The sequence below is a fragment of the Marinobacter sp. B-21 genome (assembly GCF_056857895.1).
On sequence record NZ_JBSXNZ010000036.1, the window covers coordinates 1 to 10,276 of the forward strand.

Annotated in this window: 14 protein-coding genes; 4 read left to right on the top strand and 10 right to left on the bottom strand. The window is 53.4% G+C overall.

The window, feature by feature from the left end; translation table 11 throughout:
• Positions 1 to 219 (bottom strand): Rpn family recombination-promoting nuclease/putative transposase (locus AC13C0_RS01465; protein WP_482953826.1); only part of this gene is annotated, 219 nt, incomplete at its 3' end.
• Between the two features lie 214 nt (positions 220 to 433).
• Here AC13C0_RS01465 and AC13C0_RS01470 point away from each other — a divergent pair.
• Positions 434 to 1,081, top strand: coding sequence for a transposase (locus AC13C0_RS01470; RefSeq protein ID WP_482953827.1), 648 nt, complete (start codon positions 434 to 436; stop codon positions 1,079 to 1,081).
• A 482-nt stretch (positions 1,082 to 1,563) separates the two neighbouring features.
• Here the strand turns inward: AC13C0_RS01470 and AC13C0_RS01475 are convergent, their stop codons facing one another.
• The 5 genes from AC13C0_RS01475 to AC13C0_RS01495 form a co-directional block, all read right to left on the bottom strand.
• Positions 1,564 to 3,057, bottom strand: coding sequence for an O-antigen ligase family protein (locus AC13C0_RS01475; RefSeq protein ID WP_482953828.1), 1,494 nt, complete (start codon positions 3,055 to 3,057; stop codon positions 1,564 to 1,566).
• A 75-nt stretch (positions 3,058 to 3,132) separates the two neighbouring features.
• Positions 3,133 to 3,306 carry a hypothetical protein gene (locus AC13C0_RS01480; RefSeq protein ID WP_482953829.1) on the bottom strand — a complete coding sequence of 58 codons (174 nt, stop codon included), beginning with the start codon at positions 3,304 to 3,306 and terminating at the stop codon, positions 3,133 to 3,135.
• Positions 3,307 to 3,473: 167 nt separating this feature from the next.
• The gene (locus AC13C0_RS01485) at positions 3,474 to 3,716 is read right to left on the bottom strand and encodes a hypothetical protein (RefSeq protein ID WP_482953830.1); all 243 of its coding nucleotides are present in this window, start codon (positions 3,714 to 3,716) and stop codon (positions 3,474 to 3,476) included.
• A 591-nt stretch (positions 3,717 to 4,307) separates the two neighbouring features.
• On the bottom strand, positions 4,308 to 4,499 hold the full coding sequence (locus tag AC13C0_RS01490) for a DUF2283 domain-containing protein (RefSeq protein ID WP_117617728.1): 192 nt from the start codon (positions 4,497 to 4,499) through the stop codon (positions 4,308 to 4,310).
• Positions 4,496 to 4,756, bottom strand: a complete 261-nt coding sequence (locus tag AC13C0_RS01495; protein ID WP_376788071.1) for a DUF4258 domain-containing protein — start codon at positions 4,754 to 4,756, stop codon at positions 4,496 to 4,498. The genes AC13C0_RS01490 and AC13C0_RS01495 overlap by 4 nt, the downstream gene beginning before the upstream one ends.
• Positions 4,757 to 4,905: 149 nt before the next feature.
• On the opposite strand from AC13C0_RS01495, the gene AC13C0_RS01500 reads away from it, so the two are divergent.
• Both AC13C0_RS01500 and AC13C0_RS01505 read left to right on the top strand, forming a co-directional pair.
• Entirely contained in the window at positions 4,906 to 6,267 is a 1,362-nt protein-coding gene (locus tag AC13C0_RS01500; protein WP_482953831.1) for an MBL fold metallo-hydrolase RNA specificity domain-containing protein, read from the top strand.
• A 101-nt stretch (positions 6,268 to 6,368) separates the two neighbouring features.
• Positions 6,369 to 7,409, top strand: a complete 1,041-nt coding sequence (locus AC13C0_RS01505) for a GSU2403 family nucleotidyltransferase fold protein (protein ID WP_482953832.1) — start codon at positions 6,369 to 6,371, stop codon at positions 7,407 to 7,409.
• Between the two features lie 57 nt (positions 7,410 to 7,466).
• Here the strand turns inward: AC13C0_RS01505 and AC13C0_RS01510 are convergent, their stop codons facing one another.
• The 4 genes from AC13C0_RS01510 to AC13C0_RS01525 all read right to left on the bottom strand — a co-directional run bounded on the left by AC13C0_RS01510 (position 7,467) and on the right by AC13C0_RS01525 (position 8,762).
• Positions 7,467 to 7,586 carry a CcdB family protein gene (locus AC13C0_RS01510; protein WP_227539456.1) on the bottom strand — a complete coding sequence of 40 codons (120 nt, stop codon included), beginning with the start codon at positions 7,584 to 7,586 and terminating at the stop codon, positions 7,467 to 7,469.
• Between the two features lie 35 nt (positions 7,587 to 7,621).
• Positions 7,622 to 7,876, bottom strand: coding sequence for a type II toxin-antitoxin system CcdA family antitoxin (locus AC13C0_RS01515; protein WP_117617733.1), 255 nt, complete (start codon positions 7,874 to 7,876; stop codon positions 7,622 to 7,624).
• A gap of 228 nt (positions 7,877 to 8,104) precedes the next feature.
• Positions 8,105 to 8,407, bottom strand: coding sequence for a helix-turn-helix domain-containing protein (locus AC13C0_RS01520; protein ID WP_117617734.1), 303 nt, complete (start codon positions 8,405 to 8,407; stop codon positions 8,105 to 8,107).
• A gap of 1 nt (position 8,408) precedes the next feature.
• Positions 8,409 to 8,762 carry a type II toxin-antitoxin system RelE/ParE family toxin gene (locus AC13C0_RS01525; RefSeq protein ID WP_341582354.1) on the bottom strand — a complete coding sequence of 118 codons (354 nt, stop codon included), beginning with the start codon at positions 8,760 to 8,762 and terminating at the stop codon, positions 8,409 to 8,411.
• A gap of 147 nt (positions 8,763 to 8,909) precedes the next feature.
• Here AC13C0_RS01525 and AC13C0_RS01530 point away from each other — a divergent pair, with 147 nt between their 5' ends.
• Positions 8,910 to 9,875 carry a transposase gene (locus AC13C0_RS01530; protein WP_341582355.1) on the top strand — a complete coding sequence of 322 codons (966 nt, stop codon included), beginning with the start codon at positions 8,910 to 8,912 and terminating at the stop codon, positions 9,873 to 9,875.
• The last annotated feature ends 401 nt before the right edge of the window (positions 9,876 to 10,276 follow it).

Sequence of the window (10,276 nt, forward strand, 5' to 3'; positions counted from 1 at the left end):
CTGGGGCACACCCTCCCAGGTGATGTCCACCGACCACACCACGTCTTCAAACTTCTCTTCAAACAACGGGGTAATGTAATTGCCGCTATGGTTTGTGAGGGTACGGAAGTCCATCAGCTCACCAATCTCAGAAGGTGCAAATCCTTCAATTAATTGCTGGACAAATTCCGGATGGCTGAACAGCTCCTTGTAACCGGTGTCGTGGTGATTCGTTGCCATGGGGTCTCCTGTCTCAATACCTGAAGTCTACCACAGCCACTGACCACCACCTCACCGATGAACCAGTAACCTAACGGGCGAGACCGATACCCTATCTACCGGCAGTGCGTAACAGATTCACCTGGTTGTCAAACTCAGCCCAGACGATGTGGCGCCCTGGAGTGACGATGAAGTGCTATCGCGGTGGTGCTGCCTTTATAAGGGTGCCCCGCTGGTGCAGCGTTATCTTGACGGGCAAGACCTCTGCGACGCAGAGCGCCGGCAGGTATTCCGTTACGCTACAGCCTATCGCAGCCGGTTGGCAGACCTCAGTTGGTTTATGAAGTGCCTGAACGAGCCCATTGCTCGCCAGGCGAACCGGGAAGACAACTGTACCGGCCACTTTTGGGAAAGCCGATTCAAGTCCTATCCACTGGACACCGAAGAAGCCGTACTGTCCTGCATGGCGTATGTCGACCTGAACCCGATTCGGGCGGCCATTGCCGATACCCCCGAAGCCTCAGACCACACCAGCCTCAAGGAGCGAATCCAACCCAGCTTTAATCTGGCCGAGGCCATTCAGAACCAGATCGAACAACAAGCCCTGAATAACTTCTGCGTACCGCCGAAACCCTTACTGGGCTTTGAGGGCGTCATTCGCAACGGGCCTCAGCGGGGCATCCTGTTTGGTTTTGAATATTATCTGGAACTGGTGGATTGCACCGGGCGGATCAGCCGCAGCGACAAGCGCGGTGTAATCGATGAGAAAGCCCTGCCGATACTGGAACGGTTGAACCTGGATCCAGGGCGATGGTGCGAGCGGGCCACGCGCTTTGAGGCGACATACCAGGATTACCGCAAGGAACGCCGACGAGCGGCCTGAGCCCTTTCCTTTCAAACCTTTCTTCTTCAGGACCGGCCACAGGCTGGGAATCGACCGTGGGCGATGGCCGGGCTTTGACGGCCATCAATGGCAGAACGCGGAGTTCTCAGCGCGGTGTAGGCCGAATTTTTTAACGTAACGTTGAAATATGCGTACCCAGAAACGACAAAGGCCCAGAGGTGGAATACCAGTGCCTGTCGGAAAACCAGGGAATACCAGTGCCTGTCCACGGTGGCAGGGAATACCAGTGCCTGTCCACGGTGGAAGGAATACCAGTGCCTGTCCACGGAATACCTCCTGTCGGAATACCAGTGCCTGTCCACGGAATACCTCTCCTGTCCACGGAAGGAAATACCAGTGCCTGTCCAAGATTTCCGGCGTTTTTTCGTTGCATAATAATAAAAATTGCACCTGAGTTCAGATGTCTATTACCTCGACTGAGGCAAAAGACCGGCCAGATTATGCGTATCGCTCATAACCCATTATTTTTGAGGCGGCATCTGGCTGAGATGCCTCGGAAAATACCCGTGAAACCAGAACCGGGGAAGGTGGCCGAGTGAGACTTCGTTCTGGTAATAATCAAGATCGTCAGCCATCGCCTGCCGGTATCTGAGCACTTCACCGAACCAAACCGTGCTGGCGACGAGAAACACCACAGTGAGGGCGTATCCCGCCATTCTTGGGAGCCTTGACTGAGTGGCATAGGCGGCCATTGTTGGTTGCGCGGGTTCCGGTTTCATGAGCGCCCAGAAAACCGTAAGTATTGCCACCCCCACTAACATGGACCCTGGTGCGATGAACACCGCCGACACCCCGGCGTGAACCAGAGCGGACAACACCGAGGCCGTGAACGCCACCAATAACAGACCGCTGGGGGCCTGACCGGCCCGAACCACTGCAACCTGACGCCACCAATGTCGCAACGCAAAACAGCACAGGAGAGCCAGGCTCACTATGGAAATCCACCCGTACTCCGCTGCCCACATCAGGTACATGTTGTGAGGGTGCCCAAACTTCCGGGATACCCGGTAAGCGTCTGTCAGAATGTCATGGATCAGCCACGATTGGGGGCCCATGCCGAACGGGAAGTGCAGTAAACTCATAGCCCAGGCTTCTTGCCATAAGGGCATACGACCAGAGCTGTCAGCCTTGAGCCCACGAACCTGAATCTCATCGAACACGAGGCTGGGAATAACCACTGACAGGATGAGCCAGGCGACCAGACCGTAAACCGCAAATCTGGCGAACAACCTTACCCAGGGCAGAGCCGCTCTTCCAAAGCAGGCCCACACCAGAACAAAACCAAAGAGCAAGCCAACCATGGAACCACGGGACGATGACAGGAACAGCAGCCACCACCATATAGCGCCCGTAAATGCTGCACCCAGCCGCCAGAGCCTGTTTCGTTTACAGGGCACAACCAGAAGAAATAATGGAAACAGCGGTACCACCCAGGTCGCTACGTGGCTCCAGTAACGGATATTCACAAAGCCCCACGGAATAATCTGGTCGAGCCGGGAGAAATCGTCGGTAATGGCAAAAAGATAAACCGTGATAGTCATCGCTGCGTAGAAGAAACAGGCTACCGCGGCCACCAATACCAGCGCCTGAGCGGCCTCCCGAGCCAGGCCCTCTGTCCGGATAACGTAGCCACTGATGCCAAAGGCGAGAAAATAAAGCGCATAAAACACCGGCTCCACCAGATAAAAAGGCCCGGAGTGATATTGCAGCACGGCAAGGAGGAAGCTGAACACCAGCAGGAGAAATGGCCATAGTTCCGGCACTGCGGACGCCAACTGCCCCTTATATGACAGCCTCCCAAGCCCCAGGACAATCGCAGCAATAAGCAACAACGCGAGCAAAACCCGCTGATCCGCATAAGCGCCAAAGACCGATGGAATAAAGTCGGCAAAGAGGACTGAACCGAATAACAGAGCGAAAACCGGAACCAAAACCGGGAAAGATTTGTTTTTCATTTTTTGCGCGTGGCCGAGAACAGGAATTAAAGAACAGCGGAATATTATCGACGATTTGCTGTTCCTCTAATCTGACTAAACTTTCCGAACAGGCTCGGGGCTGCCGAAAGCAAAGGCACGGGCCAAGGGCTTGCTCACCCTGACGATAATTAATGCCCCCTGGCCGCTTTTCCACCAGTTGAGACAATCGGTTTTTCCATCGTGCATGTTGACTGTTTCCATCGCCTTATTGAGATCGCGTAGCTCCATTTTATTGGCTTAATCCGACTGCACCAGCAAAGATGAGTCTTGACGCCGACGCGAATTCATTCTTTGGCGTCCTATTTTAAGTTGTGCCTGTCCATGATTGTTCTCATGTCCATGATTGTTCTCATGATTGTTTCTCTCGTCATATTGATGGTTTGCCGAAATTCAGATCAGTGCCTGATCTCTGACCTTAATTGACTGACTTCTTCCACAGCCAAACCAGCAATCTCGGCAATCACCTGGTCGCTCATCTCAGTACGCCTGATTAGATTGCGTGCAGCCTCCTTCCTGGCTTCATCTTGCCCTTCCTGACGCCCTTCCTGACGCCCTTCCTGACGCCCTTGCTGACGCCCTTCCTGACGCCCCTCAAGCCGTTCTTTTTTTACCAGATTCTCCAGATTCTCTGCCAACATATCTCTATCCTCCACCAAACTGTTCAGCTGATCCAGGTGGATCTCGGCTCCCAGCCGACTCAAACAGACTAGTGCCCAAACAGACTAGTGCCTGTCCATGATCAGTTCCTATGATCAGTTCCTATTAATGAGAAGGCGCTGCCAATTCTGGAACGGCTGAATCTGGACCCGGACCGGTGGTGCCATCGGGCCACGGCGTTTGAGAGCAGTTATCAGGATTACCGGGATCCTGGACGGCGGCGAGCAGCCTAGCTTCCCCCTCTCCTTCTTTATAAAAGCCGTTTATCGGCATTCCCGCCGAGAACTTCGCTCGCCTGAAAATCGACCGTTTTCCAGAGTTCGCTGTGGAATGCCGGCGCAGTTTGCCATAACGCCTGATTATGCCAAACCAGAACGACAAAGGCCTGGGGGGCAGAAACCTCCGGGACTTTGGGAAGTCAGGTCAGGCGATGTTGACGATGTTGTGCCTGTCCAGGTCACAGTGAAGACGGGGTCAGAAGAAAGCTTTCTTCTGACCCCAATTTTGATGAGGCGGCTGAATCCGGGGTCAGATGAACTTTTCATCTGACCCCACTTTCAAATAACTGGCTGCTATGCCACCTGACTACAAAGCAAAGGCCAAGCTCCCTGCCTGGAAGCCTCCAGAATGACAACTTCGACTATCGTGCCATCATCTGCATAGCTGATATGCGTATTCCAATCCTGAGAAACCTCTTTCACGATGGGCTTCTCTGAAAGGTGCAACACCATAATATCATCCGCCTCGTCATAGGTTGTTCTCATCCCTCAACCTCCCAACTAAAGTGATGCATCACCGTCTTTACCACCAGCCTGTCTTCGAGCGCAACTGCAACACAGATCAGGTTATCACACCGGCCTTCAAATGCCTTGGCTACCCATAGCCGTTGATTATCCTTATACCGTATTTCGCCTGTTTCCATGAGCTCTGCGATTTCTGCGTCACTAACTCCTCTCTGAATCATGCGCTCGCTGGCATGGCGAGTAATGTATAGGTCCAACCCGAAACGCTGGCAATGCATTATCTTGGTCCTCCTTGACCTGACGCAAAGCGACCTGCGATGAAAACCATCATCAGTCCCTATTTTTACGCCATAGTATCACTGTTAAAGATGGGGTCAGAAGAACGCTTTCTTCTGACCCCGATTTAATCAACGAAAAGGATCTCAACATGAAACTTCGCTTCCTCGGCGCCACAGGAACAGTCACCGGCTCCCGTTACCTGCTCTCGGATGAGAAGCATCGAGTACTGTTGGACTGCGGTATGTACCAGGGCGTGAAGACCCTGCGCCGGCGCAACTGGGCGACGTTTCCGGTGGCCCCATCCACCATTGATGCTGTGGTGCTCACTCATGCCCACATCGACCACTCCGGCTACCTGCCCGCCCTGGTGAAAAACGGCTTCAAAGGTAAAGTGTACTGCACCAAAGCCACCCATGCGCTGTGCAAGGTCCTGCTGCCAGACGCCGGTTTCCTTCAGGAGGAAGACGCCAAATACGCCTTCCGCAAAAAGTTCTCCAAGCACGAGAAGCCGGAGCCACTCTTTACCGAGAAAGACGCCTGGGAGGCCCTGAAGCATTTCGAATCCCTGCACTATCACGAAACGTTCGAGCCGGTAAAAGGGTTCCAGGTTACCTTTACACCGGCCGGCCACATTCTGGGCTCTTCCTGTGTACACGTTCACCATAAAACCGACGACAGAACGGTGGTGTTCAGCGGTGACGTAGGGCGCCAGAACGACATCATCATGCGGCCACCAGAGCCACTGGCGAAGGCCGATGTGCTGGTATGCGAATCCACCTACGGTGATCGGGCACACGCCGACACCGATCCGGAAGCCGAACTTGCCGACATTATCACCCGCACAGCCGGGCGCGGCGGTATTGTTCTGCTCCCGGCATTTGCCGTTGGGCGGGCGCAGATGCTGCTTTATGTAATTCACAAGATTATGGGCGACGGGAAGATTCCCAAACTTCCGGTGTTTTTGAACAGCCCCATGGCGATCAAGGCCACCGAGATCTTTTGCAAACACCACAAGGAACACAAGCTGAACGCTGCCCAGTGCGAACTGATGGACGAGAAAACCGAATTTGTTCGCACTGTGGAGGAATCCATCGAGCTGGATTCCGTTCGATACCCCTGCGTGATTATCTCAGCCAGTGGTATGGCCAGCGGTGGGCGGGTTTTGCACCACCTGAAGACTTTACTACCCAATCCGCGCAACAGTGTGGTGTTTGCCGGCTTCCAGGCGCCGGGTACTCGTGGAGATGCGCTGGTGAACGGGGCGGAGTCGGTGAAGATTCACGGTGAGTACTGGCCCGTGAAAGCTGAGGTTCATAATCTGGATTCACTCTCCGCGCATGGGGACTATAACGAGATTCTGGCCTGGCTGGAGCAAGGGTCGCTCAAGCCTGAGAAGGTATACATCACACACGGGGAGATGGTGGCGAGTGACGTTATGCGCAAGCGGATTCGGGAGAGGTTTGGATGGGATGTTGAGGTGCCGGAGTTGTTTGAGGAGGTGGAGGTTTAGGCCAAGCATGCCCCTGACCATGTCCCGGTTTTATCTGTTGTTTTTGGATGCACAGAGTTATACGCTAACTACATTTAGTTAACGTATAACGCGAGTATTTCATGATTCAGGAATTGTCCTTAACCGCTCAGACGCTTTACGCCGAACTTCTTGATCAGGTCCTCGCACTGGGAGTGGCTGAGCCCATGAGCCGGACCGGTGGGTCATTCATCAGAAAGGTCGTGAAAAACAAACCGTATGTGTATTTCCAGTTCCGGGAGCTGGGCCGGGCTTATCGGCAAGTCTTTATTGGCCCGGACAATGAGAAGACTCAAGCGTTGATCGATCGAATCAAGGAGCGCAACGAATCCCTGGCCGAACAGGAAGCGCGCATCATGGACCTTGCCCGGGCGTTCAATGCTGCGGGAGGATACGGGATGGATCACACCAGCCTGAAGGTTATTAAGGGCTTTGCAGACGCGGGAATCATGCGCCCAGGTGTGGGGCAGGCCACGCTGGTCGGCACCTACGCCTACAACCTGCTTGGGAATGTTCTCGGTGTGACCTGGCCAAGCAACATGCGGACACAGGATATCGATGTAGCTGCAGATATTCATATTGCAGTCGAGAAGCCCGATCTGACAGCGCCCGAGGCTCTGGACCAGCTGAGAATGGGTTTTTTGCCAGTGCCCCAACTACGACATGATAATCCGAGCACCTCGTTCAAGATTCGCGGCAAACAGCTGACAGTAGACTTGCTGACTACCGGCAACGGCAAAAATGGAAATCCAGTCAAAGTGCCGCTATTCCAGTCGGAAGCCATGCCACTCCAATACATGAGCTTTCTGCTGGAAGTGACCGTGCCAACGGTCGCTTTTGATCGCAAGCATATCGCGCTTGTGAACGTTCCCGATCCGATCCGCTTTGCGATCCACAAGCTACTTGTATCGCAAATTCGCCCAATGGCTTTCAGAGCCAAGGCCGCCAAGGATATCGCGCAGGCATCGACGATCCTGGAGGTATGCACGGATCAATCTCCGGATTTGGTAAGAGATGCGCTGGATGAAGCAATAGCCATGGGAAGCAAAGTGGAACGTTATCTGGTTAACGCCTGCCGAAAGGCCGACATGCCCGATGAATTCATGGCGATGATCGAGGGGTAAGGGCATGTCAGGCTGAGCCAGAATGGGGTCAGAAGAACTTTTCTTCTGACCCCATTTTCAAAAGCCCAAAAACAGCATGTCCAACGCCGAGGAAATTTCATCTTGCTGCTCAGCAAGGCTACCAGCTCCAAACCGCAATTCGCCTTCAGGCACAGCCGCCATATACTGAGTGGCCATTACTAATTCCTGGCCGTCGACGATAAATACAGGATTCAGCCCCTGCGCAGGGAACGGCGCCGTGCGAGAGGCAAACCGTTAGCTTCAACATATGCGTTCGAGCTCGCGAGTGCTCTGGCATTATCTTTCAACCACTTCTTCTGCTTATGAAGCTTCACGGCCTCCGCGATCCCTGCCTCTGCTGCCCGCGAAACATTGATTCCCAGAATTTTTGCCTCTTTGAGAAGGGCGCTATCCAGCGATAGGTTCGTTGGCTTTCGTATGGATTTGGCAGTTTCAGCGGCTTGCATGGCTCAGCCCTCGCGCGAAGTGGCACATCAATTATATGCGCATCTTTTTTTGCGCATCAATTCGGAAGGAAGGCTGTGCCAAGGAAGGCTGTGCCTGCCGGAAGGCTGTGCCTGTCCATTATCTATAGAAGGAAGGCTGTGCCTGAAGGAAGGCTGTGCCTGTCCATTATCTATATGCCTGTTATATGCCTGTTATATGCCTGTAGCCACTGCCTGTGGCCCAAACGATCAAAGCGGAATGGCGTGATGAGTTCCGTCAGGAAGCTCAATATCCAAACGGACTTTCGCACCCGCACTCTCGACGTATCGTTTAATGGATGATAGCTTCAAGTCTTTACCGGCTTTTTCCATATTCGCGATCGTAGGCTGGGTTACACCCATGGCTTCCGCCAAATCTTTCTGGGTTTTCTGCAACAAAGCACGCACTTCACTGAGTCGAATCTCCAAAAGAATGCGATCTGCTTTGATCTGCGCTCGCCTGACAACGTCTGGCTTTTCATTAGCCAGCAGTGCGTCCAAAGAATTCGCCATATCAATTGCCTCCCTTGAGCTCTTCCAAATGGGCGGTGAATTCTCGATCTGCCACTGGAATCATCTCATCGTAAAACCGTTTGTCTTTACCCGATTTCTCGCCAGCACAGAGAATTATGCCAGTGCGAGATGGATCAAATGCAAAAAACGCCCGAATGGGTCTGCCTTTGCTCTGAACCCTAAGCTCTTTCATATTGCTATGTGCAGATCCATAAACGCTGTCGGCGTGTGGCCGGGATAGCATCGGACCTTTCTCTTTTAACACCAGTATCGCCGCCAGGACATTCTCTCTGTCCGCATCGCCAAGCGAGTGGTACCAATCGTCAAACCGGTGAGTTGTTTTAATATTCCACATTAAGCCACCCAGATTATAGCTCTGAAGCTATATCTACTGCAATCTATATGCACGCGATGCTCACATCTATTGCTGTTTATTTATACAGCTGTATACTTGTACATAAAGGCTATACTGTCAACAGTCACGGAAGACAAGGATTTCACCATGCCAAAAGCCAGAGCAGAGCTGGTCAGCGTTTCAGATACGCCCTTCTACCACGTGATCTCACGTTGCGTTCGCCGAACCTTTCTGTGCGGTCAAGACCACACTACAGGGCGTTGCTACGAGCACCGGCGGGGCTGGATTGAGGAGCGAATACGGCTGCTGGCGTCGGTATTTGCAGTAGATGTGGCCGCTTACGCGGTGATGTCGAACCACTACCACCTGGTGGTGAAACTCAGCCCGGATGAAGTGGAACCGTGGAATATGGATGAAGTACTGGCACGCTGGTGCAGCCTCCACAAGGGACCGCCACTGGTTCAGCGGTATCAGCGGGGCGATGAGCTGTGCGCTGCAGAACTTCGGCGGGTTAACGATTATGCGGAAACCTTCCGGCAGCGGCTCGCGGATTTGAGCTGGTTTATGAAATGCCTGAATGAGCCAATTGCGAGGCAAGCCAACCGGGAAGACGAATGTACCGGACATTTCTGGGAAAGTAGGTTCAAGTCTCAAGCCTTAGACACCGAAGAAGCCCTCCTCTCCTGCATGGCCTATGTGGACCTGAACCCCATCCGGGCTGCCATGGCCAAAACGCCGGAAACTTCCGACCACACCAGCATTAAAGAACGTATTCATCCCACCTTTGATCTGGCAGAAGCCGTTGCAAGACAAACGGAACAGCAGACGTTGAACGATTTTTCCGTGCCACTGAAACCGCTGCTGGGTTTTGAAAGCGTGATTCGGAATGGCTTTCAACGCGGCATCCTGTTCAGTTTTGAAGATTATCTGGAACTGGTTGATTGCACTGGTCGGGTCATCTGGAGTGACAAACGCGGCGCTATTGATGAGAAGGCGCTGCCAATTCTGGAACGGCTGAATCTGGACCCGGACCGGTGGTGCCACCGGGCCACGGCGTTTGAGAGCAGTTATCAGGATTACCGAGATCCTGGACGGCGGCGACGAGCGGCCTAGCTTCCCCCTCTCCTTCTTTTAAAAGCCGTTTATCGGCCATGCCTGCCGAGGATTTCGCTTGCCTGAACGTTGCTGATGACCGGAATTATCACTGGAATGTCGGGCATTTTTACCGTAACGCCTGAATAAACGCAGTGAAACCGAAAGCCAGAAACGACAAAGGCCCGGGGGTCGAAACCGCCGGGCCTTTTGGGTTCTGGCCAGGCTAGTGCCGGCCAGGCTAGTGCCTGTCTGTCCAAGCCTCCGTGCCTAGATTTCCGGAACCAAACCGTGCTGGCGACGAGAAACACCGCAGTGAGGGCTGCGATAAGCTGCCCTCGTCATATTGATGGTTTGCCGAAATCCAGATCAGTGCCTGATCTCTGACCTTAATTGACTGACTTCTTCCACAGCCAAACCAG

What these genes read in the sequence shown, in the direction of transcription:
- AC13C0_RS01475 (WP_482953828.1), bottom strand. Translation starts at nt 3,057, where the DNA reads ATGAAAAACAAATCTTTCCCGGTTTTGGTTCCGGTTTTCGCTCTGTTA.
- AC13C0_RS01510 (WP_227539456.1), bottom strand. Translation starts at nt 7,586, where the DNA reads ATGGCCACTCAGTATATGGCGGCTGTGCCTGAAGGCGAATTGCGGTTT.
- AC13C0_RS01515 (WP_117617733.1), bottom strand. Translation starts at nt 7,876, where the DNA reads ATGCAAGCCGCTGAAACTGCCAAATCCATACGAAAGCCAACGAACCTA.
- AC13C0_RS01525 (WP_341582354.1), bottom strand. Translation starts at nt 8,762, where the DNA reads ATGTGGAATATTAAAACAACTCACCGGTTTGACGATTGGTACCACTCG.
- AC13C0_RS01505 (WP_482953832.1), top strand. Translation starts at nt 6,369, where the DNA reads ATGATTCAGGAATTGTCCTTAACCGCTCAGACGCTTTACGCCGAACTT.
- AC13C0_RS01495 (WP_376788071.1), bottom strand. Translation starts at nt 4,756, where the DNA reads ATGCATTGCCAGCGTTTCGGGTTGGACCTATACATTACTCGCCATGCC.
- AC13C0_RS01520 (WP_117617734.1), bottom strand. Translation starts at nt 8,407, where the DNA reads ATGGCGAATTCTTTGGACGCACTGCTGGCTAATGAAAAGCCAGACGTT.
- AC13C0_RS01480 (WP_482953829.1), bottom strand. Translation starts at nt 3,306, where the DNA reads ATGGAGCTACGCGATCTCAATAAGGCGATGGAAACAGTCAACATGCAC.
- AC13C0_RS01530 (WP_341582355.1), top strand. Translation starts at nt 8,910, where the DNA reads ATGCCAAAAGCCAGAGCAGAGCTGGTCAGCGTTTCAGATACGCCCTTC.
- AC13C0_RS01500 (WP_482953831.1), top strand. Translation starts at nt 4,906, where the DNA reads ATGAAACTTCGCTTCCTCGGCGCCACAGGAACAGTCACCGGCTCCCGT.
- AC13C0_RS01485 (WP_482953830.1), bottom strand. Translation starts at nt 3,716, where the DNA reads ATGTTGGCAGAGAATCTGGAGAATCTGGTAAAAAAAGAACGGCTTGAG.
- AC13C0_RS01490 (WP_117617728.1), bottom strand. Translation starts at nt 4,499, where the DNA reads ATGAGAACAACCTATGACGAGGCGGATGATATTATGGTGTTGCACCTT.